The organism is Leifsonia sp. L25 (assembly GCF_050632895.1).
The window spans coordinates 1,648,596-1,673,772 of record NZ_JBODRZ010000003.1; the positions used below are offsets into that span (position 1 = coordinate 1,648,596).

Annotated in this window: 25 protein-coding genes and 2 pseudogenes; 11 read left to right on the forward strand and 16 right to left on the reverse strand. The window is 70.3% G+C overall.

The genetic code is table 11. From position 1 onward, the window contains the following. Positions 1 to 22: 22 nt before the first annotated feature. The gene (locus ACRAWC_RS12050) at positions 23 to 697 is read left to right on the forward strand and encodes an NUDIX domain-containing protein (RefSeq protein WP_431347938.1); all 675 of its coding nucleotides are present in this window, start codon (positions 23 to 25) and stop codon (positions 695 to 697) included. Here ACRAWC_RS12050 and ACRAWC_RS12055 read toward each other — a convergent pair. Then, positions 684 to 1,175: a hypothetical protein gene (locus tag ACRAWC_RS12055; protein WP_431347939.1), complete on the reverse strand. Its 492-nt coding sequence runs from the start codon at positions 1,173 to 1,175 to the stop codon at positions 684 to 686. The genes ACRAWC_RS12050 and ACRAWC_RS12055 overlap by 14 nt on opposite strands. A gap of 290 nt (positions 1,176 to 1,465) precedes the next feature. Between ACRAWC_RS12055 and ACRAWC_RS12060 the strand changes: the two genes are divergently transcribed. After that, the gene (locus ACRAWC_RS12060) at positions 1,466 to 1,804 is read left to right on the forward strand and encodes a DUF2599 domain-containing protein (RefSeq protein ID WP_431347940.1); all 339 of its coding nucleotides are present in this window, start codon (positions 1,466 to 1,468) and stop codon (positions 1,802 to 1,804) included. Positions 1,805 to 2,059: 255 nt separating this feature from the next. Here ACRAWC_RS12060 and ACRAWC_RS12065 read toward each other — a convergent pair whose 3' ends face one another. Continuing rightward, positions 2,060 to 2,302 carry a LysE family transporter gene (locus tag ACRAWC_RS12065; protein ID WP_431349432.1) on the reverse strand — a complete coding sequence of 81 codons (243 nt, stop codon included), beginning with the start codon at positions 2,300 to 2,302 and terminating at the stop codon, positions 2,060 to 2,062. Then, a complete protein-coding gene (locus tag ACRAWC_RS12070) occupies positions 2,200 to 2,679 on the reverse strand; it encodes a LysE family translocator (RefSeq protein ID WP_431347941.1) in 480 nt (159 codons plus the stop codon). Before ACRAWC_RS12070 ends, ACRAWC_RS12065 begins: the two co-directional genes overlap by 103 nt. Before the next feature lie 83 nt (positions 2,680 to 2,762). On the opposite strand from ACRAWC_RS12070, the gene ACRAWC_RS12075 reads away from it, so the two are divergent. Continuing rightward, positions 2,763 to 3,218, forward strand: a complete 456-nt coding sequence (locus ACRAWC_RS12075) for an Lrp/AsnC family transcriptional regulator (protein WP_431347942.1) — start codon at positions 2,763 to 2,765, stop codon at positions 3,216 to 3,218. 19 nt (positions 3,219 to 3,237) lie between these two features. Here ACRAWC_RS12075 and ACRAWC_RS12080 read toward each other — a convergent pair whose 3' ends face one another. From ACRAWC_RS12080 to ACRAWC_RS12125, 10 genes and pseudogenes are all read right to left on the reverse strand, one after another. Next, positions 3,238 to 4,566: a hypothetical protein gene (locus ACRAWC_RS12080; protein ID WP_431347943.1), complete on the reverse strand. Its 1,329-nt coding sequence runs from the start codon at positions 4,564 to 4,566 to the stop codon at positions 3,238 to 3,240. 381 nt (positions 4,567 to 4,947) lie between these two features. Then, entirely contained in the window at positions 4,948 to 6,639 is a 1,692-nt protein-coding gene (locus tag ACRAWC_RS12085) for a hypothetical protein (protein WP_431347944.1), read from the reverse strand. After that, complete coding sequence (locus tag ACRAWC_RS12090) at positions 6,636 to 7,295, reverse strand: response regulator (RefSeq protein WP_431347945.1); 660 nt, start codon at positions 7,293 to 7,295, stop codon at positions 6,636 to 6,638. Before ACRAWC_RS12090 ends, ACRAWC_RS12085 begins: the two co-directional genes overlap by 4 nt. 174 nt (positions 7,296 to 7,469) lie before the next feature. Further along, positions 7,470 to 10,465: pseudogene (locus ACRAWC_RS12095) on the reverse strand (alpha-mannosidase). Positions 10,466 to 10,497: 32 nt separating this feature from the next. Next, on the reverse strand, positions 10,498 to 11,334 hold the full coding sequence (locus ACRAWC_RS12100; RefSeq protein WP_431347946.1) for a carbohydrate ABC transporter permease: 837 nt from the start codon (positions 11,332 to 11,334) through the stop codon (positions 10,498 to 10,500). Beyond that, on the reverse strand, positions 11,334 to 12,296 hold the full coding sequence (locus tag ACRAWC_RS12105) for a carbohydrate ABC transporter permease (RefSeq protein ID WP_431347947.1): 963 nt from the start codon (positions 12,294 to 12,296) through the stop codon (positions 11,334 to 11,336). The genes ACRAWC_RS12100 and ACRAWC_RS12105 overlap by 1 nt, the downstream gene beginning before the upstream one ends. A gap of 1 nt (position 12,297) precedes the next feature. Continuing rightward, positions 12,298 to 13,650, reverse strand: a complete 1,353-nt coding sequence (locus ACRAWC_RS12110; protein ID WP_431347948.1) for an extracellular solute-binding protein — start codon at positions 13,648 to 13,650, stop codon at positions 12,298 to 12,300. A gap of 289 nt (positions 13,651 to 13,939) precedes the next feature. Further along, positions 13,940 to 14,230, reverse strand: coding sequence for a hypothetical protein (locus tag ACRAWC_RS12115; RefSeq protein ID WP_431347949.1), 291 nt, complete (start codon positions 14,228 to 14,230; stop codon positions 13,940 to 13,942). Continuing rightward, a complete protein-coding gene (locus tag ACRAWC_RS12120) occupies positions 14,227 to 14,478 on the reverse strand; it encodes a hypothetical protein (RefSeq protein WP_431347950.1) in 252 nt (83 codons plus the stop codon). Before ACRAWC_RS12120 ends, ACRAWC_RS12115 begins: the two co-directional genes overlap by 4 nt. 82 nt (positions 14,479 to 14,560) lie before the next feature. After that, positions 14,561 to 15,808, reverse strand: coding sequence for an ROK family transcriptional regulator (locus ACRAWC_RS12125; RefSeq protein WP_431347951.1), 1,248 nt, complete (start codon positions 15,806 to 15,808; stop codon positions 14,561 to 14,563). Between the two features lie 119 nt (positions 15,809 to 15,927). Between ACRAWC_RS12125 and ACRAWC_RS12130 the strand changes: the two genes are divergently transcribed. After that, entirely contained in the window at positions 15,928 to 17,124 is a 1,197-nt protein-coding gene (locus tag ACRAWC_RS12130; RefSeq protein ID WP_431347952.1) for a MarP family serine protease, read from the forward strand. A 32-nt stretch (positions 17,125 to 17,156) separates the two neighbouring features. After that, positions 17,157 to 18,175, forward strand: a pseudogene (locus ACRAWC_RS12135) (NADPH:quinone reductase). Here the strand turns inward: ACRAWC_RS12135 and ACRAWC_RS12140 are convergent. Beyond that, positions 18,159 to 19,478: an MFS transporter gene (locus ACRAWC_RS12140; protein WP_431347953.1), complete on the reverse strand. Its 1,320-nt coding sequence runs from the start codon at positions 19,476 to 19,478 to the stop codon at positions 18,159 to 18,161. The pseudogene ACRAWC_RS12135 and the gene ACRAWC_RS12140 sit on opposite strands and share 17 nt — an antisense overlap. A gap of 90 nt (positions 19,479 to 19,568) precedes the next feature. Between ACRAWC_RS12140 and ACRAWC_RS12145 the strand changes: the two genes are divergently transcribed. The 5 genes from ACRAWC_RS12145 (at position 19,569) to ACRAWC_RS12165 (ending at position 22,406) form a co-directional block, all read left to right on the forward strand. Then, positions 19,569 to 20,132, forward strand: coding sequence for a TetR/AcrR family transcriptional regulator (locus ACRAWC_RS12145; protein ID WP_431347954.1), 564 nt, complete (start codon positions 19,569 to 19,571; stop codon positions 20,130 to 20,132). 29 nt (positions 20,133 to 20,161) lie between these two features. Further along, a complete protein-coding gene (locus ACRAWC_RS12150) occupies positions 20,162 to 20,935 on the forward strand; it encodes an AzlC family ABC transporter permease (protein ID WP_431347955.1) in 774 nt (257 codons plus the stop codon). Continuing rightward, entirely contained in the window at positions 20,932 to 21,237 is a 306-nt protein-coding gene (locus tag ACRAWC_RS12155; RefSeq protein WP_431347956.1) for an AzlD domain-containing protein, read from the forward strand. Before ACRAWC_RS12150 ends, ACRAWC_RS12155 begins: the two co-directional genes overlap by 4 nt. A 228-nt stretch (positions 21,238 to 21,465) precedes the next feature. After that, a complete protein-coding gene (locus tag ACRAWC_RS12160; RefSeq protein WP_431347957.1) occupies positions 21,466 to 21,870 on the forward strand; it encodes a hypothetical protein in 405 nt (134 codons plus the stop codon). Then, complete coding sequence (locus tag ACRAWC_RS12165; protein ID WP_431347958.1) at positions 21,867 to 22,406, forward strand: DUF6328 family protein; 540 nt, start codon at positions 21,867 to 21,869, stop codon at positions 22,404 to 22,406. Before ACRAWC_RS12160 ends, ACRAWC_RS12165 begins: the two co-directional genes overlap by 4 nt. Here ACRAWC_RS12165 and ACRAWC_RS12170 read toward each other — a convergent pair. Further along, entirely contained in the window at positions 22,378 to 23,058 is a 681-nt protein-coding gene (locus ACRAWC_RS12170; protein WP_431347959.1) for a GntR family transcriptional regulator, read from the reverse strand. The two genes, ACRAWC_RS12165 and ACRAWC_RS12170, sit on opposite strands and share 29 nt — an antisense overlap. A gap of 122 nt (positions 23,059 to 23,180) precedes the next feature. Between ACRAWC_RS12170 and ACRAWC_RS12175 the strand changes: the two genes are divergently transcribed. Further along, positions 23,181 to 23,831, forward strand: coding sequence for a GntR family transcriptional regulator (locus tag ACRAWC_RS12175; protein WP_431347960.1), 651 nt, complete (start codon positions 23,181 to 23,183; stop codon positions 23,829 to 23,831). A gap of 219 nt (positions 23,832 to 24,050) precedes the next feature. Here the strand turns inward: ACRAWC_RS12175 and ACRAWC_RS12180 are convergent, their stop codons facing one another. Next, positions 24,051 to 25,142 (reverse strand): substrate-binding domain-containing protein, encoded by a 1,092-nt coding sequence (locus ACRAWC_RS12180; RefSeq protein WP_431347961.1) that lies wholly within the window; start codon positions 25,140 to 25,142, stop codon positions 24,051 to 24,053. Positions 25,143 to 25,177 lie beyond the last annotated feature (35 nt).

Consider the following 25,177-nt stretch of genomic DNA (forward strand, 5'->3'; position numbering starts at 1 on the left):
GGGGCTGCGATACCCTCCTGCCATGAGCGGTGAGGGATCCACGGAACGCGACGCGCGACCCGGGCACGACGCCCCGGACAGCCGGGGCCGCACCGGGCTGCATCGCACCGGGCGTGGGGCGTCCGGCAACGCCGACGTCCGCGTCACGAACGTGGAGGTGGTGTCGGACGGCTGGCACGTCCTCCGCCGGACCACCTTCGACTACCGCGGCCGCGACGGGTCGTGGGTGACCCAGTCCCGCGAGACGTACGACCGCGGCAACGGCGCGACCGTGCTGCTGTACGACCCGTCGGCGCGCACGCTGCTGCTCACGCGGCAGTTCCGCCTCCCGGCCTACGTCAACGGCCACCCGGACGGGATGCTGGTGGAGGCCGCCGCCGGCCTGCTCGACGGGGAGGCGCCGGAGGAGGCGATCCGACGCGAGGCCGCCGAGGAGCTGGGCGTACAGGTGGGCGATCTCCGGCACCTGTTCGACCTGTTCATGAGCCCGGGCTCGGTGACCGAGCGCGTCCACTTCTTCGCGGCCGAGTACCGCCCGGGCGAGATCGTCGGAGGGGGCGGCGTCGCAGAGGAGGGCGAAGAGATCGAGCCGGCGGTCGTGGCGTACGACGAGGCGCTGGCGATGGTCGCCGACGGACGGATCGTGGACGGGAAGACCGTCATCCTGCTGCAGTGGGCGGCGCTCAACCTGTTCTGAGGTCTGCGGCAATACCCCCGCCCGTCGTCAGGCGTTCAATGAAATTCTGGACTTTACACTTCACTTCTGCAACAATGGCTTCAATGTAAGGTTTCATAGAGTGGCACTTGACGACTCCGTGATTCGCGTACGAAGGAGCCACCCCATGAGAATCGCACCTCCCCAGCTGATCGTCGGAGCAAGTCTCGGCCTTGCTCTCGTGATCTCCAGCACCGGCCCTGCTCCCGTTTTCGCCGACAGCCCGGCAGACGACGCGCTCGAGCTCGTCGCCGCAGCGACCCCCGCGACTGTCGACGCCGCCGCTTCCGTGCGCACAGACACGAGCGGCGACGTCGCGATCAAGGCGACGCTCGCCGGTGTCGACTTCACCGTCCCGGTCGAGGCGAAGGAGGGCATCTTGATCAACGGAGACGCCGAGACGATCGAGATCCTTCTCCCCTTCGCCGATGCTGCGGACGATGCGATCGCCGAGAAGCAAGGCATCGTGTCGTACGACAACAACAACGGCTCAGTCACCGTCCCAATCGTTCAAACGGACGGCAGCATCCAGATCAACACCGTGATCGCTGATGCGAGCGCTCCCAGCCGGTACACCTACGAGCTCGTCGCAGACGCTCCTCACATCCTCCACTTGGTGGAGGACGGATCCGTGTACCTCGCCGATGTCCACGGCAGGCCGGCCCTGTACGTCGCCGCCCCCGGGCGAAGGATGCCAACGGATCCGCCGTTCCGACCCGCTATGAAGTCGACGGCACGACGCTCACGCAGGTGGTCGACTTCACCGAACGCACCGTCTTCCCCGTCGTCGCCCATCCTTGGCTCGGTATCAACTTGGTCGACAACGCAGCGTGGAGCGGTAATACCCTTATGGTCTACCCGTCCTGGTACGCCCGGGCGTGGGGCGCACCGACCATGGCGGGACTCGCGATGTGGGACGAGGTCGTCAAGCGCGCACCATCCGCGAATACCGGGAGCATGTACAACCAGTTCTTCTGCCACTGGGACTTCGTGCGCTTCAGGGTGCCGAACAAGGTGAGCTGGAATCTCGACAAGAACCGGCCCAACGTTGGATATGCCGCGACAGTTGCCGCAAGCTGTAACCCATGATGTCCCGGGCGTCAGCGATCGCGGTCTGGATCCTCGTGCTGGTGGCGACAGCCGCGTCGGCCGTCTTCGCATGGTGGTGGTACGCGATCGACGGCGCCGTGATCGAGCGAGCTGATCTGGCGGGATGGAACGGATTCGAGATGCTGCCTGCCCAGGAACTCATCTGGTTCGCTGTGAACACCCAGTTCCTGGTCCTGTTGGCGGCGTCCGTCCTGACGACGGTCCTGGCGATGCGAACTCTCCGCCCGCGAAACCTCAGCGCACCACGAACCGCTCCACCAGCAGGCTCGCCCCGATGAGCACCATCATCGCCCCCGACAGTTTCGCCACGATCGCGAGCGCCCGCGGCCGGGAGCGCAGCAGTCGGCGGGCAAGCAGGGCGACGAGCGTGTAGATCACCGCGATGTCGGCCAGGTGGATCGCACCGAGCACCAGCATCTGGGCGGCCGCCGGCATGCCGGTCGGCGACGTGAACTGCGGCAGGAGGGCGAGCAGCAGGAGGAGGCCCTTGGGGTTGATCCCGGAGACCCCGCGCCGCGGAGGAACTGGGAGGTCGCGCTCCCGACGATCGGCTCGCCGTGCGGTCCGACTGGCTCGGACCGCTTCACGAGCGCCGTGATTCCGAGCCAGATCAGGTAGGCGCCGCCGCCGAGCGTGAGCACCGTGAGGACGACGGGAAACCGCGTGACGAGCGCTCCGACACCGAGCGCGACGGCCGCGAGGACCAGCGCGTAGGCGGTCAGCATCCCGAGGATCGACGGCGCGGCCGACTTCGCCCGCACGCCCGCGCCCATGATGTACGCCCAGTCGGCGCCGGGCGTCAGCGCGAGCAGGACGGCGATGGTCCAGAACTGCGCGACCAGTGCGGGATTCATGTCGGAGAAGCTACGGCAATATCCGCGAAAGGTGTTTCGATATCTGCGACAGAATCGCCGATTCTGCGGGAGAATGGTGCACTGTGGACAGCCTTGACCGGGAGATTCTTTCAACGCTTCAGCAGGACGGCCGCATCAGTGTGACGGAACTCGCCGCGCGGGTGGGGTTGAGCCTGTCCGCGTGCCACCGCCGGGTGCGCGAGCTGGAGCAGTCCGGCGTCATCGAGCAGTACCGCGCGGTGGTGTCGCCGACCGCGGTCGGGCTGACGTTCGAGGCGATCGTGTTCGTCACGGTCAGCCGCACCGACCCGGACACGGTCGGCGCCTTCGAGGAGGCGGTCGTCGCCATCCCGAACGTGATCGAGGCGGAACGCCTCTTCGGCGACCCGGACTACATGCTGCGCATCCTCACGCCGAGCCTGGCCGCCTACCAGGAGCTGTACGACGGGGAACTGGGCGGCCTGCCGGGGATCCAGCGGATGACCTCGACCCTGGTGATGAAGCGTCTGGGGTCGGGGACGGCGATGCCGTTGGGGTGAGGCGGGACCGGCGCCACGATCACCCGTACTTGAGCGTCGCTCCGTCGGACTTCAGGAAGTCGATGTGCAGGTGGTTGCAGGTGTCGTCGAACGGAGCGAAATGCTGGAGGCTCATCGACGAGCGGCACCCGATCTGGCCGAGGCCGGTTCCGCTGGGGACCAGCGGGTCGAGGAGGCGGATGAGCTGCACCGAGCGGGCGTCGCCGCCGGTCAGGGCCGAGCCGTTGAGGAGGTAGAAGTCGACCGCGTGGCCGCCGCCGTCCGCGTAGTGCGCCGAGCTGGTGCCCGCGCCCTCGATCTGGCCGGTGCACTTGCGGTTGATGTCGCTGATGCCGACCTGGCTGAAGTTGTCCAGCGCGACCGAGATGGCCTGCAGCACGCGATAGTCGACGCCGCAGTTCGGGACCACCTTGCCCTCGGCGAGGTTCGCGATCTCCGGGATGTGGTCCGGCGTGGAGCCGACAAGACGGCCCGCGGCCACCGCACCCATGAGCTGCACGGCCAGTGCCTGCACGGTGGGCGACACCGCATTGTTGGTGGTGGAGTCGAGGGCCTGCGGGCTCTCGGCGATTCCGAGGCCGTCGCGCGAGACGACCTGCGCGGTGGCGTCGCCGCCGGTCAGGGTCTGCACGGCGAGGGCGGTGCGCGCGGCGCCGGCGACGGAGGCCTCACCCGTCGTCGCGTAGGCCGGGAGCGACGCGGTGCCGAAGAACGCGGTCAGTGCGACGAGCACGAAGAGGTGGAAGCCGCGGCGGTGGCGGCTCTCGGTGTGGAGCTTCCGATAGATGCCGCGGCGCGGGTGGCGGTGGTTCGCGGCGTCGTCGCCCGGCGGGACGGCGGCGACCCGCGCGGCGGGGACGGCCGACTGCTGCGCGGCGGCGGCGCGCCGGTCGGCGCGGGACGGGCGGGTGGGCTTGACGACGACGCGCTCGCGGACGACGCGCTTCTTCCGCGGCACCGCGCGGTGCTGCTCCTCTGTGCCACGGCGGGCGGACGGGCTCTCGGCGGCGACGCTCTCGACCGCGGTCTCCGCTGCGAGGCGCTCGGCGAACAGCGATGTGAGGCCGTCCTCAGCGACGGGGTGCGACGCGGGCGCGACCGGCTTCGGCGCTGCCTTCGCGGCGACCTGCGACCGGCGCGCCTGGGCGCGCTCGGCCTCCAGGGCGGCACGCCGGCTCATCGGCGCGGGTGCGGTGGGCGTCGCCGGGACGACCGGAGCAGCCGGGGCCAGCGACTCGGCCCGCGTGAAGTCCGTGATCGGGTCGGCGACCGCCTGCGTCTGCGCGTCCACGTCGAGGACGACGGGTCCCTGAGTACTGCGGCGAGGCCGCGACGGGGCAGAGGACAAGGGCAAACTGGCCTTCCTGGGACGAACATGACTCGCCTGGGACGGTCGGGTCCGAGCGCCGCGGGGGGACGACGCGTTCAGGCGTACCGATCATTCTTATCAAATTTCCGCTGAACGTTCTATCAATGCAGACGAATAGATCGCATCAATTCGGGGCGGAACGCCGACGAAGCGGGCGAACTCGGGCATGAACGACGGTCGCGGAAAATCACGCCGAAGCCGGGGACGGGGCGCATTCCGCGCGTTCGGGTCGCGCGGAAGCACCCCTGCCCTGGCCACCACGGATGCGGTTTCCGATCACCTCGAAGGTAACCCTGCGAGTCCACTCAGACCCGGCCGGGTACGGCTGGTACGACCGGCGCTCGGCGCCCCGGCGCGATGCTAGGGAATAGCCACCGCGAGCTCGACGCGGCCGGCGAGCTCGCGCAACTCGACGTCGCCGCGTTCGGCGAGCTGACGCAGCCCGATACCGGGAGCGGCGGTCGACAGCGCCCCTCCCGAGACGACCACGATCGAGACCCCGTCACCGGCCGCCGGAAGCACGTCGAGCGTGACCTCCGATCCGTCGCCGTGCCGCACCGCGTTGGCGAGGCCTTCCGAGATCGCGTCGACCACAGCCTCCGCTCGCGCAGCCTCGCGCAGCCTCTCCCAGACGCCGTCGCCGAACGACGCACGCAGCGGGATGGCGGAACCCCAGCTCTCGACCAACGCCGCGATCCGGTCGGCGGCGTCCGGATCGCTGCGGTGGGCACTGAGCTCGGCGCGGATGTTCGAGACCACCTCGCGCACGCCGTCGGAGGCATCCTCCCCCGACCGGGCGCCGAGCGAAAGCGCTGCAGCGATGAGCTCCGACTGCACACCCGAGTGGAGGAGCCGCGCGAGCCCCTCGCGCTCGCGGTCGAGCGCGCTTCGGCCGTCGGCGGCCTCCAGGACGCTGGCCTGCACGGCCGCTTCGAGGGCGGCCTGGTCCCGCCGCACCCGTGCGGACAGCGACGCGACGAGCGCAGCGCCGAAGGCGATCGCCGGATATGTGATCGCCTCGATCCACACCAGGTCGGGGTCGCCGCCGAGCGACTCCACAACGAGGTTCGTGGTCAGGCTCAGGAGGACACCGATGACCGCGTAGCCGGTGAGGAGCACGGCCGCCCGCAGGATGGCCGGCACCCGTCCGACGACCCACCGCACCGCGAGGTTCCCGGTCCAGACGAGGGCGACGCCGCACGCGACCGGCGTCAGACTGAACAGGAGGCCGTGCTGCGCGATCCCGAACGGGGTCACGAGCACGGCGAACAGGAGCGCCAGCGGCAGGGCGGGCGCCGGCCGCATCCCGAGCAGCACGGACGCGACCCAGGCGCGCACGCGCACCGGCCCGTCGATCACGGTCTCCTCGGCCTGCGCGACCGCGTCGGTGTAGAGCCGGTGGCTGGCGGGCCGCACGACCTCCTGCGCCAGGCCGCGCAGCAGGAGCGCGGCATCGGCGGGGCGGATGCCGTGCGCGGCGGCGGCGGTCGCGGCGTCATCGAGCCGCGCGAGCACGGTCTCGAGCACAGAGCGCCGGAGTTCGGCGATCCGTACGATCGTGCGTTCGGCGTCGCGCGCTGCCGCCCGCTGGGCGCCTCGGAGCCGCCGGTAGACCCCGATGTGGGCGCGCACCAGGTCGACGGCCGCAGCGATCAACGAGAGCGTCGTGATCGTCGTGACGACGTTGATGAAGATCCGGCCGCCCAGGCCGCCCGTGGCCACCGGGATCCCCAGCGCCCAGCCGGACGCGAGGAACAGCAAGGGACGCAGCAGCCCGATCGCCGCGAACACCAGGAAGACGACGGGGACCCGTGCCTGCTGCGGCGTCGCGCGCAAGACCGCCCACCCGGCGAGCATCGTCGCACCGACCGCGGCGTGCTCGAGCGCACCGACCGACGCGATCGCCCACGGGCCGCCGCTGATGTACTGGAGGCCGGACATCACGGTGACCGCGAACGGCAGCGTCACCAGCCACGACCACCACGAGATCGCCGCCGGCCCGGTCGCACGCTCGACCGCGCGGCGGATCCACGGGACGAGCGCGCGGTTCACAAGCCCGTCCCCGGATCGCCGAACGTCGCCGTGTAGAGGGTCGCGGCCGCGACCCTCGGGGCGATGCCGTCGTCTCCGCCGAGGCCGAGCGCCTGGAAGACGCGCTCCACGCTCTTCTCGACCGCTCGCACCGAGACGCCGCGCCGGCGGGCGATCTCCGCGTTCGTGAGGCCCGCGGCGAGCAGCCGGGTCGTCTCGCGCTGGGCAGGGCTCAGCCGGAGCAGGGCGCCCTGCGAGCCGGTCGCGCCGGTCAGGTGCTCGACGGGCCGGTCGGCCAGGACGGCCTCCGCGGCGTCGACCAGCTCGGCGACGGAGCCGATCGCGCCCTTGTTGACGAACGAAGCCCCCTCGACGGTGTCACGGGCCTGGGCCGCGGCGGCCTCGCGCGAGAGGTTGCTGAGGAACATCACGGCGACGTGCGGGGCGCGCTCGCGGACGATCGTCGCCAGCTCCACGCCGTTGGGCCGGGAGCCGAGGTCGATGTCGGTCACCAGCAGGTCGGGATCGGCGTCGTCCACGAGCCTCAGCGCGTCCACCGCGGAGGGCGCCGTGGTGATCTCGAACCCGCGCTGGGCGAAGGCGTCGGCCACGAGCGAGCGCATCAGAGCATGGTCCTCGACCACGAGCACCCGCCTGCGCCACATACCGACCGCCACGTTGGAAAGAATATCCGGGCGGACGGAATGCGTCGGACGGGTCTCGCGCCCCCAGTTCGGGACGCGCGACCCGTCGACTCCCGGCGCGCGCCGACGCCGGCCCGCCTGCGCGACGGACCGGCGTGCGATGTTGCCCGCCCCGGGGTTCGCGCGGCCCGGGGCGGGCGGTCTGGGTCAGCCGCGGACGAACCGCAGCGTGACGAGTTCGAAGGGGCGCAGCGCGAGCGTCGTCTCGGCGTCGCCCGTCGCGCGCTCCAGCAGGTCGGTGCGCTCGATCCGCTCGTACGGGAACCCGACGACGAGCGTGGTCGCCGCCCGCGAGCCGTGCGCTTCGTAGAGCCGGACGACGACGTCGCCCGAGCCGTCCTCGGCAAGCTTCACGGTCTCGACCACGACCCCTGCCGACGAGGACGCGACGAGCGGCTCGACGGCGGACGCGGCCGGTCGCAGCGGGAGGTTGAGCCGGTAGCCCGCTTCGATCGCCGCGTCCACGCCGCCCACCACGAGGGAACTGCGGAGCGTGTGCTCGCCCTGGTCGGCCTCCGGGTCCGGGAAGAGCGGAGCGCGCAGGAGGGTCTGGCGGACCAGCGAGTAGGTGCCGCCGCCCTCGCGCTCGTGCCGGGTGATGTCGTGACCGTAGGTCGCGTCGTTTGCCACGCCGACGCCGAAGCCGGGTTCGGCCACGTGCACCCAGCGGTGCGCGCTCGTCTCGAAGCGGGCGACGTCCCAGCTCGTGTTGGTGTGCGTGGGCCGGTCGATGTGCCCGAACTGGATCTCCGACCGCGCCGACGTCGTGTGGACGTCGACTGGGAAGCCGAGCTTCAGCATCCGCTGGCGCTCGTGCCAGTCCACGTGGGTCTCGATGTCGAGCGCGAGCGATCCGGCGGCGAGGGTCAGCGTCTGCGACACCGTGGAGGCGCCGAAGCGGCGGACCAGGCGCAGCGACACGGCCTCCGGGGTCTCGGAGACGACCTCGAGGGACTCCACCTGCGTGAGATCCTCACCGGCGAGCCGGTACTCGATGTCGACGTCCCAGGCGTCCCACTGCGTGGGGGTGTCCCGGAAGAGCTGGAGGAGGTTGGCGCGCGTGCCGGCGGGCACGGCCTCCCGGCCGGTCGCGACCTCGACGATCGAGGGGATGAGGCCCTCGGCGTCGACGGTCACGGCGATCCGATCGTTGACCAGCCGGAAGCCGTCGCCGTCTCGTTCGACCCGCGCGTCGGAGCCGCGCGCCGGGACGCCGATGCCCCCGGGCGCGATCCCGTCCACCCGGTAGGGCGAAGCGTTGGCGACAGCGTCGCCGCCGCCGGCGTCCGCCGTTTCGGCGAGCGCCGCCAGCGACCTCCGGATCACGTCCTCCAGGCTGCGCGCCACCGCGGCGTAGTTCTCGACCGCCTGGTCGTGCACCCAGCCGATGGAGGACCCGGGCAGGATGTCGTGGAACTGCTGCAGCAGCACCGTCCGCCAGGCCTCCCGCAGTTCCTCGGCGGGGTAGGCCGCGCCTGCCCGCACCGCCGCTGTCGCCGCCCACAGCTCGGCCTCGTGCAGCAGCGCCTCGCTGCGGCGGTTGCCCTGCTTGGTGCGCGCCTGCGACGTGTAGGTGCCGCGGTGGAACTCCAGGTAGAGCTCGCCCGCCCAGACCGGCGCCGGGTCGAACTCGGCGCGCGCGGCGGCGAAGAACGCGGACGGCGCCGCGACCCGGACGGTCGGCGACCCTTCGAGGTCGGCTGTGCGTGCGGCCGCTGCGACCATCTCCCGTGTCGGGCCGCCACCGCCGTCGCCGAAGCCGAACGGCACCAGCGAGGTGTTCGCGCGTCCCTTGTCGGCGAAGTTCTGCTCGGCGTGCGCCAGCTCCGCGCCGGAGAGGATGGAGTTGTACGTGTCGACCGGCGGGAAGTGCGTGAAGATCCGCGTGCCGTCGATGCCCTCCCAGTCGAAGGTGTGGTGCGGGAACCGGTTGACCTCGTTCCACGAGATCTTCTGGGTGAGGAAGTGGTCCATCCCGGCCTCGCGCGCGATCTGCGGGAGGGCGCCCGAGTAGCCGAACGAGTCGGGCAGCCAGACCTCGCGGGGCTCGTAGCCGAGCTCCTCCAGGAAGAACCGCTTGCCCTCCACGAACTGGCGGGCCATCGCCTCCGAGCCGGGCATGTTGGTGTCCGACTCCACCCACATCCCGCCGACCGGCACGAAGCGGCCCTCGGCGACGCGCACGCGGATGCGCTCGAACAGCTCGGGGTAGAAGCGCTGCATCCAGGCGAACTGCTGCGCCGAGGAGCACGCGAACACGAAGTCAGGGTCCTGGTCCATGAGATCGAGGACATTGGAGAACGTGCGCGCACACTTTCGGATCGTCTCGCGCACCGGCCACAGCCAGGCGGAGTCGATGTGCGCGTGGCCCACGGCGAACACCCGGTGGGCGGTCGCCGCCGCGGGCGACGCCAGCACGTCGGCGAGCGCGGCGCGGCCGGACCCCGCCGTCGCGCCGACGTCGAACGGGTCGACCGCGGTCACCGCGTCCTCCAGCGCTGCGAACAGGGCCGCCCGTCGCGGGGAGGTCGCCGGGAGCTCGGCGGCCAGGCCACGCACGGTGAAGATGTCCTGGATCAGCTCCCACACCTCCCGGTCGCGGTGGACGACATCCACACGCCGCAGTGTGTAGATGGAGTCCGTGGACGCGGTCGATTTGCGGCCGACCGGCGTCGGCCTGAACGACCAGTCCGACCCCACGTCGGGGTTGGAGGCCGCCTCCACGAACAGCTCGAAGGACTCCCCGGCGCCGCCTGCAGCCGCACGTAATTGTTGAGCGGCTCCAGCGCCTTCACGATCGTGCCGTCCGTCGCCCAGACCAGACCCTCCGCCTGGAAGCCGACCTGGCCTGCCGTGAACCCGAGGTCGACGACCAGCTCCACGTCATCGGGAGAGACCTCCCACTCAGCCGGGACCGTCCCGGTCACGCGGAACCAGACCGTGCCCCACGGCCGCCCCCACGGCCTCCCGACGGCGAACGGCTCGAAGGAGCCCTCCACCGCCTGCGCGAACGGCACCGGCTCGTCCGGCACCTCCCACGCCGCCACGGTCACCGGGACGGATGCCCGCTCGAGGGCGGGCGTCAGGCGCTCGCGGACGAAACGGTCGACCCGCAACTCGGCGAGCTGGTTCTGCTGGTACAAAGAGGACTCCTTCTATATATAAAGAGGTACGGCTAGCCCTTGACGGCCCCGGCGAGCGCGGACGAGCCGCCCAGCGCACGGGACACGATCACGTAGAGCGCGATGACGGGCACGGAGTAGATGAGCGAGTAGGCGGCGAGCTGGCCGTAGGCGACCGCGCCGTACTGGCCGAAGAACGTGAAGATGCTCACCGCGGCCGGCTGGTTGCCGGGGCTGAGCAGCAGCACGAACGGGACGAAGAAGTTGCCCCACGCGGCGACGAACACGTAGATGAACACCACCGCGATCCCCGGTCGCACGAGCGGGACGACGACGGTCCACAGGGTCTTCATGCTCGACGCGCCGTCGACCCAGGCCGCCTCCTCGAGGGAGATCGGCACGGAGTCGACGAAGTTCTTCGTCATCCAGATCGCCATGGGGAGCGATGACGCCGCCATGAACAGGATCGTCCCACCGAGCGAGTCGATCAGGTTGAGCGACACGAACAGGCTGTAGACCGGCACCATCATCGCGGTGATCGGCAGGCAGGTCCCGAACAGGATCGCGTAGAGGAACGGCCGGTTGAACCGGTTGCGATAGCGCGACAGCGGGTAGGCGGCGAGCACGGCGATGATCACGGTGAGGATCGCGCACCCGGCCGACAGCAGCAGGCTGTTCCACAGTGGCAGGAACGCCAGCTCGGGCGTGAGCACCTTCTGGAAGTTCTCCAGCGTCCACTGCTTGGGCCAGGCGACCGAGAGGGTCGCGCTGCCGTCGAACGAGGCGAGCACCACCCACACCAGCGGCAGCACGAAGACCACGCCGATGATCAGCATCAGGATGTTGGCCGTCCACTTGAGGGCCACGCCGTTGGGCGACGAGAGCTTCATCAGTCCACCTCCGTCTTGAGCGCCCGCACGTAGACGATCGCGAAGACCGCCCCGACGAGCAGCAGGATGGTCGCGATGGCGGTGCCGTAACCGAGCTCGGAGAACTTGAACGCCTCCTGGTAGGCCAGCACCGGCAGGGTCATGCTCTTGTTGCCCGGGCCACCACCGGTCATCACGAAGATGAGCGTGAAGACGGAGAGCGTCTGCAGCGTGATGAGCATGAGGTTCGTGGAGATGCTGCGCCGGATCATCGGCAGCGTCACGAGGAAGAACCGCTTCGCCCCGTTGGCGCCGTCCACCTCCGCCGCCTCGGTGATCTCCGGCGGGACCTCCTGCAGCGCGGCCGAGTAGACCAGCATCGAGAAGGCCGCGCCGCGCCAGGTGTTTGCGAGGATGACCGACAGCATCGGGAAGGCGAACAGCCACGAGGGACCCACGATCCCGAACGCGGCGAGGAGGGCGTTGAGCGTGCCGTGCTGGCTGAAGAAGGCGTACGACGCGAACGCCGCCACGATCTCCGGCAGCACCCACGCGCCCACCACGAAGGTCGAGACGAGGGCGCCGACCCACCGGCTGCCGCTGCGCATCAGCAGGGCCAGCACCATTCCGACGATGTTCTGGCCGATGACCGCCGAGCCGATCAGGAACACCAGCGTCAGCCAGACCGATACCGGGAAGTCCGGGCTCTTGAACAGGTCGATGTAGTTCTGGAGGCCCACCCACTCCGCCGACGCGGCCGAGGAGCCGGTCAGCGACATGTTGGTGAACGAGCCGTAGAACGACGACAGGATCGGCCCGACGAGGAACACGACCAGCAGGCCGATGGCCGGGATGAGGGGGACGGCCCGGGCGACCGACCGCCGGGCGTGTGCGCGCGAACGTGTCCTCGGACCGCGCGGCGGCCGGACCGGGGTGGTCCGGCCGCGCGCGTCGGAGCCGACGGCATCCAGAGTGGAGGTCACGTTACTTCGACTCCGTCTTGCCCTTGCCGACGATGCCCACGACCGACTCGTCGTAGGTCTTGGCTGCCTGCGCCGGAGTGGCCTGCCCGGTCATCACGGACTCCATCGCCACCTGGATGCCGTTGGAGATCTTCGGGTAGTCCGGGGTCGCCGGGCGGAACTTGGTGACAGCGACCAGCGAGGAGAAGAACTCCGACGTCGGGTTGGACGTCTTGTACTTCTCGTCGTTCGCGACGTCCTTGCGCACCGGGATGCCGGCCGTGTTGATGTTGAACTCGAGCGAGCGCTGCTTGTCGGTCACGAAGGTGATGAACTTCCACGCCGTGTCCTTGGCCGAGCTCTTGGAGCCCATCGAGAACGTCCATCCGCCGGAGAGGCTGACCGAGCCGGGTGCGCCGCCGTTCTGCGTCGGCATCTTCGCCGTGCCCATCACCTTGTCCCAGTCGGCCCACGGGGTGGCGCCGGTGGGCAGCCACGCGTTGGAGGCCCAGGAGCCGTCGAGGTTGATCGCGAGCTTGCCCTGCGGCACCAGCTCGTTGTTGACGGTGTTCTGGTAGTTGGTGTCGCTGGTGATCTCCGGGCTCGGGCCGAGGCCGCCCTGGTAGACCTCCTTGATGACGTCGAGCGAGTCGGTGAACGCCTTCGACCCGGTGATCCACTTGGAGTTCGAGTCGTCGTACAGGCCTTTCGCGCTCGCCCCGTACATCAGCATCTCGAAGCCCTGCATCGAGCTCGCCTCCCCCGCGGCCTTGCCGGAGAAGATGTTGAGCGGGATGACACCGGGGTCGGCGGCCTTGATCTTCTTGGCCGCGCTGATGACGTCCGCCCAGGTCTTCGGCTGCCACGGCGTGGGGATGCCGGCCTTGGCGAAGATCTGCTTGTTGTACCAGAGCCCGCGGGTGTCGGTCCCGGTGGGGATGCCGTACACCTTGCCGTCGTCGCCCTTGCCTGCGTCCTTGGCGTTGTCGAAGAAGTTGGACCAGTCCGACCACTTGGACACGTAGGAGTCGAGCGGCGCGAGATAGCCGGCCTGCGCGTCCGCGCGGATGAGGAAGGTGTCCTCGCTCATCACGTCGGGCGCGGTGGTGGCGGCCCGGTTCATGAGCGCGAGCTTGGTGTAGTAATCGTTCTCGGCCGCCTTGATGGGCACCAGGTCGACCTTGGTGCCGGGATTGGCCTTCTCGAAGTCGGTCTTGGCCTTGTTCATGAAGTTGGCCATGATGTCCGACCCGAAATCCTGGAAGGCGACCTTGATGGTCTTGCCGTCACCACCCCCGGACGACGACGAACAGCCCGCCAGTGCGACGAGTGCGGCGGCGGCGACTGCTGCGACCACAACCCTGCTTCGCTTCATCGATGCTCCTTTGCATTGGGGTCCTCCGGCTCCCATGCCGCGGACTCTTCGTAATTTATAAATCAATTTGATTTACAAGTAAAGAGGGTAGGAGAAATCGGTGGTCTCCCCTCGGGTGGGGCGAAGAAACGGATCGGCCCCGGCCCGCTTGTTGCGGGTCGGGGCCGAGGTGTACCCGGTATCTACTTCCTGCTCAGGCGTCGAAGCCAGATCGCCGCGAGCACGATGACGCCCACGGTCAACGCGATGCCGATGGTACCGAGAGTGTTCCACAGGATCATGGCGCTCCTCAGTTGTCGTTCCAACTGACTCGCGCGGATCCACCGCTGACCGTAAGCTGCAGCCAGAAGACGGTGGCGTATGGGAGGGCACACATCTGCGCCGCGACGTTCAGCCGCGCGATGTTGGCGGCCGGCCTATTGAGACTTGGCGAAGCGCTGCACGCGGTGAGAATCGTGTACTCCGCCCCGTACGCGTTCGTGACCTGGTTCGTGCCGAGGTTGTACGACGCACGGAAGGCCATCTGAACGAGTCCCACCCACATGTCGATCTTGCAGTTGCTGTAGACCTTCCCGCTCACGCTGCAACCACTGATCCCCCGCGTGCGGTCCGATGCCCCGGGATCGGGAACCTCCACCCATATTCGGCGAGCAGCCGGTCCTGGGTAGCTTCATCCGCGCCGTACTGGGCGAGGAAGTCGCGGACCGACGAGGTTCCGTCATCCGGGGCGGCCTGGGCCGGCGCTCCGGATGCGGCGACGAGTGCCCCGACGGCGAGCAGCACGGCGAGCGCACTCCTGGCGCGTCCCCGCGTGATTCTGGTGATCACGATGCATCTCCTCTCGAGCGACAGCCCTTGTCGGTCTGAGATTTAGCACCTTAGCACTAGAACAACTACACTAAAACGGGTTTCACCCTCGCCCCACCCGCGGCGAGAACGTCTCGTTCAGCACCAGGCACGCCGCCCCGACCGCGGCCACGTCCTCCCCCACAGCGCTCCCCTCCAACAGCACCGGATGGGTCAGGATCCCCATGTCGATCTCGGCCAGCCGCTCGTCGAGCTGGGCGAGATACCGCCGCTCGACGCGCGACCATGACGGGCCGCCGAAAACGACCCGGTCGAGGTCGAGCAGTGCTGTGAGGTTCGACAGGTAGTACGCCGTGTTGCGGATGGAGCGGTCGATGATCGCGGCGGCCCGCTCATCCCCGGCGTCGGCGGCCTCCGTCAGGCGGGTGAACAGGGCATCGACGGTCTCCACGTCGAGGTCAAGGTCCACGCCGTCGACGACCGAGGCATCCGACGGCGCCTGCAGCACCCCCGCCCACAGGCCCTGCATGACCAGGCGGTTCGGCCGCACCGACTCGCCCCAGCAGCCGCGGCGGCCGCACGCGCAGAGCGCTCCGCCCGGGTCCACCAGCACATGACCGGCGTCTCCCGCGTTGTCCGTCGAGCCGGTGTAGACCTCGCCGCCGAGCACCAGGCCGATTCCGGCGCCCGTGCCGTAATAGATGAACGCGTAGTCCTTGCTGGCGCCCGCGGGGTCACGCCAGCGCTCGGCCACGGCCGCGCTGATCACGTCCTTCGCAACCAGCGACGGCAGGCCGGTCGCGGCGGTGAGCTCCTCTCGGAGGTGGAAGTCGTTCCAGCCCGGGATGAGCGGCGGCCGCACCACGACGCCGGTGTCCGCGTCGATCGGTCCCGGCGCGGCGACGCCCACGCCGATCACCCGCGACGCGTCAACGCCCGGCGTCGCCAGCAGGGAGCGGATGGCGTCCAGGATGACGGCGAGCGTCGCCTTCGCGTCGCCGTCCGTCGGCGACGGCCGACGCAGGTGGTCGACCACCTCGCCCTCCAGGTCGAGGAGCACGCAGGTGATGACGGTGGGGTCCAGGTGCACGCCGACCGCGTACGCGCCTGCGGGGTCGAGCCGGAGCAGGGTGCGCGGCTTGCCCGGGCTGCCCTCGCTCTGCTTGCCGGCCTCCCGGATCAGCCCCTGCCCGAGCAGCCGGCGCGTCACGTTGGTCACCGTCTGCGCGGACAGCCCGGTGACCGAGGTGAGTTCCACCCGGCTGAGGCCGCCCTCCGAGCGCCGCACGGCGTCCAGCACCACGGTCTCGTTGAACGCGGCGATCGCCGGGAGGTTCGCTCCCTTCGGCACGGCATCCTCCTCCACGCTCGGGTCGGGAACCCGGCGTCCCTCGTAATATACCCACGCACAGACGGGTTTCCGGTTCCGTACATCCGTACCCCAGCCCGCGCCCAGCCTGGTGGGGCATCGTGAGAGCCGTGGAGATCGTGGTCGACGTCGTGCTGCTGGTGCTCGCCGTCCTCGCGATGGCGGCGGGCTGGAGCAATGGGGCCATCCGTGCCGCTGGGGCGCTCATCGGCCTCGGCGTCGGGCTCTCGCTCGGCCTCCTGCTCGCACCGATGGTCGTGAACTGGATGGCCGCCTCCGGGTTGACCGGCGTCGGCCAGCGCTCGATCGTCGCCGCCGTGGTGCTGGTCGCCTGCGCCGGCATCGTGTACGCGCTGGCGACCGCGGCGGCGTCCGTGATCGGCAAGGTGCTGCGGCACGGGCCGATCAAATGGGTGGACTCGCTGATCGGGGCGGTCCTCGGGTTCGTCACCTGGGCGGTCGTCGTCTGGCTCATCGCCGGCTTCGCGATGGCCACCAGCCTTGCGACCGTGGTGCAGGCCGCCAACTCGTCACAGGTCGTCTCCACCCTCAACACCATCGCGCCGATCCCCTCCTCGACCGTGCTCGGGGCGGTGGACGACGCGCTCGCCGGGGCCGGCCTCCCGAAGGTCTTCGAGGGCGGCGAGTCGATCAAGACGATCGGCGCGCCCGACGCGAACGTGCCGGCAGCCGTCGCTTCGTCGCAGCAGTCCACCGTCACCGTGCTGGCGTCCAAGCCGGCCTGCGGCGTGGACTCCGAAGGCAGCGGTTGGGTGGTCCAGCAGGGCCGCGTGGTCACCAACGCGCACGTCGTCGCCGGCGCCTCGTCGGTCGTGGTGCGGGAGTCCGGCGGCACGACGGTCGACCGGGCCACACTCGTGGCGTTCGACCCGGAGCGCGACCTGGCCGTGCTCGATGTCACCGACCTCCGCGCGCCGGCGCTGCACCTCGGGCAGAATCTGGGCTCGGGCGATCAGGCCTACGCCGCGGGCTATCCCGGTGACGGGCCGTTCACCATCAGCCCGCAGCGCGTCCGCGAGCAGCTCACCGCGCGCGGGACGGACATCTACCAGAGCGGCGCGGTGGAGCGGCAGATCTACTCGCTGCGCGGCACCATCCGACCCGGCAACTCCGGCGGGCCGCTGCTCGACTCCGCGGGCGACGTCGTCGGCGTCGTCTTCGCCCGGTCCACCATCGACCCGCAGACCGGCTACGCCCTCACCCTGGACGAACTGCGCCCGGTGCTCGGCTCCGTCGGCTCGGCGCCGATCAGCTCGGGAGCCTGCTCCGCGGGCTGACGACGGCCCACCTCCCGTGGTTGGCTTGAGTCATGAAAGCTGTGAGCTACACCGCGACCGGCGACTCCGACGTTCTCGTCCTCGGCGAGCGCCCCGAGCCGCACCCCGGCGACGGCGAGGTGCGCGTCCGCATCCACGTCTCCGGCGTCAACCCGACCGACTGGAAGGCGCGGCAGGGCAGCGGCCCGGCGGACCTCCCGCGGGCGCAGGTCCCGAACCAGGACGGCGCCGGAGTGGTCGACGAGGTGGGCGCGGGCGTCACCACGGTCCGTCCCGGCGACCGGGTCTGGGTGTGGGACGCCGCGTACCAGCGGCCGGACGGGACGGCCCAGGAGCTGGCCGTCCTCCCGGAGAATCTGGTCGTGCCGTTGCCGGAGGGCGTGAGCTTCGACGTCGGCGCGTCGCTCGGCATCCCCGCGCTCACGGCGCACCGCGCGCTCACCGCCCACGAGCGCGCGGCGGGCGAGCTCTCCCCGGGCTCGCTCGATGGGCGCACCGTGCTCATCGCGGGAGGGGCCGGAGCGGTCGGCCACGCGGCCATCCAGCTCGCCGTCTGGGGGGCGCCACGGTGATCGCGACCGTCAGCAGCCACGAGAAGGCCGAGCTCGCGCGCGCCGCGGGAGCGCACCACGTCGTCAACTACCGCGAGCCGGACACGGCGGAGGCGATCGGCGCGCTCGCGCCGCGCGGCGTCGACATCATCGTGGAGGTCAACGCCAGCGCCAACGCCGAGCTCGACGCCAGGGTCGCTGCTCAGGGCGCCACCATCGCCGTGTACGCCGACGCTCCCGGCTCGACCGAGGTGACGATGCCGATCCGCCCGTCGATGCAGAAGAACCTGCGCTGGCAGTTCGTCCTGACCTACACCGTCGCGCCGGAGGCGAAGGCGGCCGCAGTGCGGGCGGTGTCGGCGGCCGTCGCGGCGGGTGCGCTGCCCGTGGGAGCCGAGCACGGCCTCCCGATCACGCGCTTCCCGCTGGCGGAGACGGCCGCCGCCCACGACGCCGTGAAGGACGGCGTCGTGGGCAAGGTGCTCATCGACGTGGCGTGAGGACGGGCTCGGCGGAGGCTGCCGTCTCGGCGCGGACTCCCCGGGCCAGCCGCACGATCTGCACCACCATCGCGACCGCAGCGGCGACGGCGATGGCCGCCGCGTAGCCGAGCGCGGTGGGCAGCAGCCCGACGACGCCGATCAGCTCGCCCGCCGCCAGCGCGGGGACGCCGTAGGCCAGGTAGCTCACCAGGAACACCCCGGCGAAGAGCTCGGCGCGCTGGTCGTTCGGCGCGAGCGGGGCGATGATCCGCAGCATGGCCGAGAACCCGGCGCCGAATCCGCCTCCCGCGACGACCGCGCCCGCGAACAGCACGGGCAGCAGGCCCGCGCCGATCCCGACGGCAGTCAGCGCGATCCCGGCCATGATCGCCGCCATCGCCCAGACGGTCGTGGTCCGGGCCGGCGCGCGGGTCAGCAGCAACCCGGCGACCGCCCCGACCGCGGGCGGCACGGCGACGATCGCGCCGTTCAGGATGCCGGAGTCCAGGTGGAAGACGCCGTGCAGGATGGACGGCGACAGCCCGATGAACAGCCCGGCGAGCATCCAGGTCGCGAGGAACAGCGGGAGCGCCCCGACGAACTCGCTTCGCGCGGCGCGCGGGATGAACAGCCGGGGCGTCAGCGATCGCAGAGCGCCCGGACGGGCGGCCACGGTTTCGGGCGACGCGAGCACGACGAGGATGCCCGCGACGAACAGCAGCGCCAGCGTCACGAAGACCAGCGTCGTCGGCTGAGCGGTGAACTGAACGGCCAGCCCGGTGAAGAACGCACCCAGCGCGATCCCGCCGACCGGAGCGGTCGAGCCGATCGTCGCGCCGAGCTTCTTCTGCCGCTCGGGCGCGAGCTCGACCAGGGAGGCGGTGAAGGTGCTCATCGCGGCGCCGGTGGCGACGCCCTGCACCGAGCGCGCGGCGATGATCGAGCCGATGTCCCTCGAGAAGAGGAACATGAGCATCGCCGCCACCTGCAGCGCGAGCGCGCCGACAAGCACGGGTCGGCGCCCGATGTGGTCGGACAGCGACCCCGCGACGAGCAGCGTGATCAGGAGTGTGACCGCGTAGATCGCGAAGGCGACCGTCAGCAGCCAGGACGGGAAGCCCCACTCCTGCTGGTACAGAACGAACAGCGGGCTGGGCGCGCCGACGGCGAGCGCCACGGCGACGAACGCCAGGGCGGTGCCGGTGAACGCGGCGGTCGGGCGCAGTCGCAGCGAACGGGAACGCGGCCTGCCGACGGCGATGGGCCCGGTAACGAGCGTCGGGCTTGGAAGCTGCGGGCAGCTCTCCCCTGCAGTGGACATCTCGGCCTCCTAAAAGCAATAATCGTTGCTTTAACGGACTATAGAGTGGGACGTGCTAAAAAGCAACGATTTTTGCTTTAAGCTATTCCCATGACTACGACCACACCGTCGAAGCGGACGGGCGGACGCAGCGCCGCGGTCATCCACAGCGTGCGCACCGCCGTCGAAGAGCTCGTCCGCGAGAAGGGCAGCGAGCGCGTGACCGTCCCGATGATCGCCGAGCGCGCCGGGGTGAACCCGACCAGCATCTACCGGCGCTGGGGCGACCTCCCGACCCTCATCAACGACATCGCCACGTACCACCTCGACCCCGAGCGACCGCTCGTCGACCGCGGCGACCTGCGCGACGACCTCACCGACTGGGCGCGCGGGATAGTCGCCCACTTCCGCAAGCCGGTGAACGCCGCCCTGCTGCGCGGCGGCGCGAGCGCGGCGGGTGAGCGCACCTCCGACTGCCTCCGCAATCGGCGCACGGAGGCCGGGATGCTGCTGGCACGGCACCCCGAGACCGCGGTCACCGAAGACGACGTGATGGACGTCGTCATCGCCCCGATCATCTACCGCGTCATCTTCCAGCCCTGGAGGCTCGGCGACTCGACCGCGGAGGACGTCGTGGCCCGGCTGTTCCGGCCGGGAGCCGGCGCCGCCGAGTAGGCCGGACCCGGGCCGCTAGTCTCGACAGAATGGCACGCCGCCGCCGCACCGCACAGGAGCGAACCGCACAAGAGCGAACCGCACAGGAGCGCACGGCCGCCCGCTCCGGCTGGGCGGTCGGCGTCGCGACGGCGCTGTACGGCATCTCCTTCGGCGCACTCGCGACCGCATCGGGACTCGACATGTGGCAGGCGTGCGTCCTCAGCCTCGTCATGTTCAGCGGCGGCTCGCAGTTCGCGCTCATCGGCATCCTCGCATCGGGCGGCGTCGCCGCTGGCAGCACGGCGATCGCGTCCGCCGCCCTCCTCGGCGTGCGCAACTCCTTCTACGCGCTCCGGCTGTCGCGCATCATCGGCCCGGGATTCTGGAGGCGCTCCGCGGCCACCCAGCTCACCATCGACGAGTCGACGGCCGTCGCCACCGCCCAGACCGAGCCGCGCGCGCAGCGCATCGGGTTCTGGGTGACCGGCCTCGTCGTCTACCTCGGCTGGAACCTGATGACGCTCGCCGGGGCGCTGCTCGGCAACCTGATCGGCGACGTGAAGGCGTACGGCCTGGACGCGGCGGCGGCCGCGGCGTTCCTCGGCCTCCTCTGGCCGAGGCTGAAGGCGCGCCAGACCCAGGCGGTCGCCGTCGCCGCCGGGTTCGTCGCGACCCTGCTGACGCCCTTCCTCATGCCCGGGCTTCCGGTGCTCGCCGCGGCGGTCGTCGCGATCGTGTTCGGCATCCTCAACCTGTTGGGCCGCGGCGACGACCGGCCGCATCCCGACCCGATCCCGATGGAGCGGGAGGTCGAGCCGTGACGACCTGGAACATCATCCTCCTCGGCTCGATCGCCGTGCTCGCGCTCAAGGCCGTGGGGTGGCTCGTGCCGCCGAAGACACTCGACCACCCGGTCGTCGCCCGCACGAGCGACCTCCTGACGGCCGCGCTGCTCGCGGCGCTGATCTGCGTGCAGACATTCGGGTCAGGCCAATCGCTGCACCTGGACGCGCGGCTCCCCGCGGTCGCCATCGCCGCAGGGCTGTACGCGCTGCGCGTGCCGTTCATCGTCGTGGTGCCGGCCGCAGCCGTTGTCGCCGCGCTCATCCGGCTGCTGACCTGAGGCCGGTCAGCACTACAGGCCCGCGGTCGCGGCGCTCATCCGGCTGCTGACCTGAGGCCGGTCAGCACTACAGGCCCGCGGTCGCCGCGCTCATCCGGCTGCTGACCTGAGGCCGGGCAGCACTACAGGCCCGTGGTCGCCGCGCTCATCCGGCTGCTGACCTGAGGTCGCCCGGCCCCGCAGCCCCGGAGCGCAGCCGGTGTCGGCGGCCGTCTCTAACGTTCTGACGTGAGCGCATCCTGGCATCCCGTGGCGAACGCCCAGCCGTCGGAATGGGTGCTGAGCCAGGGCGCCCTCGGGACGCCGTACGCGGTCGTCCGCCGGTTCGCCTTCGGCGACCTGAACCGGCCCGACGTCTGGTACCGCGTGGTCACCTGGGCGCCGAGCTCGGAGGGGCGGGAGCTGATCGGCTGGTGCCGCACACTCGAGGCCGCGGCGGCCGTCGCCTGGGACCACCGCTGCGCCGCCGAGTCGTGGCGGCACCACATGGCCGCCCGCAGGTCGGACACGGCGACGATGGCGGCGAAGCGGCCCAGTGCCGCGGAGCTCGTGCGGTTCTACCGGGCGGCACTGGGAGCGCAGGGCGTCCACCCGTTGCGCGGCTCCCCTCCCCGGACGACGATGGAGCGATGACCCAGATGTCGGATCCGCAGACACCGGACCCGCGGACCCCTGGCGCGGACGACATCGACCCGGAGGACGGACGCACGGAGTCCGCGACGGAGCGCGCCGACCGCAACTGGAACGAGATCCTTCAGGAGCTCCGGGTGACCCAGACGGGCACACAGCTCATCAGCGGCTTCCTGCTCGCGATCGCGTTCCAGGCGCGCTTCGGCACGCTGGACGCGTTCCAAGTGGGCTTCTACCTCGTCCTCGTCCTGCTCGCCGCCGGCGCCACGGCGCTCGGGCTCGCACCCGTCGCGCTGCACCGCCAGCTCTTCCGGCATCACGAGAAGACGCAGTCCGTCGCCATCGCCAACCGGCTGCTCAAGATCACGCTGGGGCTGGTGGCCCTGCTGACCTCCGGCGTGGTGTTCTTCGTCTTCGACGTGACGCTGGGTCTCGCGGCGGCGATCGTCGCGGGCGCCGGGATCCTGCTGGTGCTGGTACTCCTGCTGCTGGTGTTCCCGGCGGCCGTGCTCAGGCGGCTCCGCCGACGCCCGGACTGAGCACCTCGGAGAGCTCGACGAGCGCAGCGTCCAGGATCGGCACCGCCTTCTCGTCGCCCCGGACCACGGCACGGACGAAGTCGAGGACCCGCTCCCGCGAGACCGCCGCAGCGCCCTCCTCCGACAGTGTGACGTAGCGGACGAAGCGCGGAATGAGGTTCTCGATCGTCTCGGCGAGCACGCGGTCGGGGATGACTGCCAGGAGGGCCGCTATCGAACGCTGGAACGCGTCGATCGGCGACGCGTCTGCCGCCCCGTCGGTCTCGCGTTCGAGCCGCTCGGCCACGACCGTCAGCTCCAGCTCCGTGTCGACGTCGACGCCCTGGAGGGCGTGGCGGATCGCCGGAGGCATCAGCAGCCGGAGCACGCCGATGACGTCCACGATCTCGCGGACATCGAGGGGCGACACCAGGGTGTAGCGGTTGGGGGCCGTGCGGATCAGCCCGACCTGCTGCAGCCGGCCGATCGCTTCGCGCACCGGGGTGCGGGAGACGCGAAGGGCGTCGGTGAGCTCTCCGTCTTTGAGGCGCTCGCCTGGTGCGAGGTCGCCGGCGAGGATGCCGGCGAGGAGTACCGCGTAGACATCGTTTCGGAGAAGACGTCGGTCGGCCGCGAGCGAGGGGAAGCGCGCGCGGAGTTCTTCGAGGGTCATGGGGGGCTCGTTTCGTGAACTCGGTTTTGCTCTGGTATATTTATAGTTTACCAGTAAGCATCTGACCAGAGCAAGCTGCCCGTTCCACCCCCGAAAACCGACTACCCCAGGAGCACCCGACCATGCCAATGCCCACCGACCACGTCGCCCGGATCTCCCTCTCCGAAGAGGCCCATGTACGCATCGAAGCCGCCATCATGGACGGCACCCTCGAGCCGGGCGAGCGCCTCCGCGACGCGGACCTCGTCGAGTGGCTGGGGATCTCCCGCACACCCATCCGCCACGCGCTCGATCGGCTCGCCGAGCAGGGCCTCGTCGAGATGGAGCGCAACCGCTTCACGCGCGTCGCTCAGTTCGACATCCGCGGCGTCCTGGACTCGGTGCAGGTCGCCGGCGACCTCTGGGCCGGCGCCGCGCTGCGCGGGCTCCCGCTCTGGGAGACCGAGGACGACGAGCTGATCGGCGACCTCCACGCCGAGCTCGCGACGGCGGCGGCGAACGACGACACCGCACGGTTCGTCACCGTCTTCGCGCACCTCGTGATCGCGTTCGCGCGGATCGAGGACAACGACGTCCGGATCCGCGCGCTCGGCAACGTGCTCCCCCAGGTCCGGCGGCTCGGCCGCAAACTGCACGGCCGCCTCGACCCGCTCGCCCTCGAGCGCTTCGCCCGCGAGCTCCGCGAGGCCACCGCGCGCCGCGACGGTCGTGCCGCCGGCACGCTGATCGAGGACTACGTCACCCGCATCGGCGAGGTCCTCGCCACTCTGTGACCCGGTCCGGCCCGCGGAGGCCCCTTCCGCTCAGGGTCACCACGGGTGCGGATATCCGTGGTGGCCCTGATGCCGCGACCTCCTGCGTGGTCCTAGGGTGAGAGCCAGGCCGCCAGAGGGGGAAGTCCCAGGGGGAACTGTCCAGGGGGGACACAGAAGGCCGGTCCGAACGGGGACCGGCCTTCTGCTCTGTCTACTGCTGCCCGAGAGGGGCGCCGACTACTTGGTCAGCGGCTCCAGGGTCGGGTCGTTGGCGTAGGCCTCCGCCGCGTTCGCCTTGGTGACGATGACCGGCTTGAGGAGGTAGGCCGGGACGACCTTGACGCCGTTGTTGTACGACTTGTCGTCGTTCGTCTGCGGCTTCTTGCCCGCCTGCAGGTCCTTGACCATCTGGATGGCCTGCTTGACCAGGTTGCGGGTGTCCTTGTTGATGGTCGAGTACTGCTCGCCCGCCATGATGGACTTGACCGACTCGGCCTCCGAGTCCTGACCGGTGACGATCGGGACCGGCTTGCCGGCGCCCTTCACCGAGGTGATGATGGCGCGCGCGAGGGTGTCGTTCGGCGACAGGACGCCGTCGAGCTCGGCCGAGCCGTAGCTCTTGGCGAGCAGGGTGTCCATTCGGGTCTGCGCGTTCGCGGGCAGCCAGCCCTGGGTGGCGGTCTGCTTGATGTCGGTCTCACCGGAGACGACCTTCAGCGTGCCGTCGTCGATCTTCGGCTGCAGGATCTTCATGGCGCCGTCGAAGAAGACCTTCGAGTTGGCGTCGTCGGGCGAGCCCGAGAACAGCTCGATGTTGAACTTGGTCTTGCCCGGGTACTTGGCCTTCATGCCGTCGAGGAGGGCCTGGCCCTGGAGCTCGCCGACCTTCTCGTTGTCGTACGCGACGTAGTAGTCGACGTCCTTCGTGTTGAGGATGAGGCGGTCGTACGCGATGACGGTCGCGCCGGCGTCGTGCGCAGCCTTGGCCTGCGCGGCGAGCTGGCCGCCGTCGACGGCGCCGATGATGACGACCTTGGCGCCGTTGGTGATCATCGACTGGATCTGCGACTGCTGGTCCGAGACACCGGAGCCACCGGCGTACTGCACGTCGCCCTTGAAGCCGGCCGACTTGAGGCCGTCGGTGAACAGGCCACCGGCGAGCACCCAGTTCTCCGACGTCTTGGTCGGGAGGGCGACGCCGATCGAGGCGTCCTTGGCGAAGCCGGAGGCCGTCGAGGCGGTTCCGGAGCCGTCACGGCTCGAGCAGCCCGACAGGGCGAGCGCGGCGGCAGCAGCGACAGCCACTGTCGCGAGTGCGATCTTGCGCATTCTTATCTCTTTCTCTGGTTGTGATGGTGCGGGGT

Excerpts from the sequence above, each read along its gene's own strand:
- ACRAWC_RS12050 (WP_431347938.1), top strand. The coding sequence starts at position 23 with ATGAGCGGTGAGGGATCCACGGAACGCGACGCGCGACCCGGGCACGAC.
- ACRAWC_RS12070 (WP_431347941.1), bottom strand. The coding sequence starts at position 2,679 with ATGAATCCCGCACTGGTCGCGCAGTTCTGGACCATCGCCGTCCTGCTC.
- ACRAWC_RS12100 (WP_431347946.1), bottom strand. The coding sequence starts at position 11,334 with ATGAAGCTCTCGTCGCCCAACGGCGTGGCCCTCAAGTGGACGGCCAAC.
- ACRAWC_RS12110 (WP_431347948.1), bottom strand. The coding sequence starts at position 13,650 with ATGAAGCGAAGCAGGGTTGTGGTCGCAGCAGTCGCCGCCGCCGCACTC.
- ACRAWC_RS12140 (WP_431347953.1), bottom strand. The coding sequence starts at position 19,478 with ATGTCCACTGCAGGGGAGAGCTGCCCGCAGCTTCCAAGCCCGACGCTC.
- ACRAWC_RS12145 (WP_431347954.1), top strand. The coding sequence starts at position 19,569 with ATGACTACGACCACACCGTCGAAGCGGACGGGCGGACGCAGCGCCGCG.
- ACRAWC_RS12150 (WP_431347955.1), top strand. The coding sequence starts at position 20,162 with ATGGCACGCCGCCGCCGCACCGCACAGGAGCGAACCGCACAAGAGCGA.
- ACRAWC_RS12165 (WP_431347958.1), top strand. The coding sequence starts at position 21,867 with ATGACCCAGATGTCGGATCCGCAGACACCGGACCCGCGGACCCCTGGC.
- ACRAWC_RS12170 (WP_431347959.1), bottom strand. The coding sequence starts at position 23,058 with ATGACCCTCGAAGAACTCCGCGCGCGCTTCCCCTCGCTCGCGGCCGAC.
- ACRAWC_RS12175 (WP_431347960.1), top strand. The coding sequence starts at position 23,181 with ATGCCAATGCCCACCGACCACGTCGCCCGGATCTCCCTCTCCGAAGAG.
- ACRAWC_RS12180 (WP_431347961.1), bottom strand. The coding sequence starts at position 25,142 with ATGCGCAAGATCGCACTCGCGACAGTGGCTGTCGCTGCTGCCGCCGCG.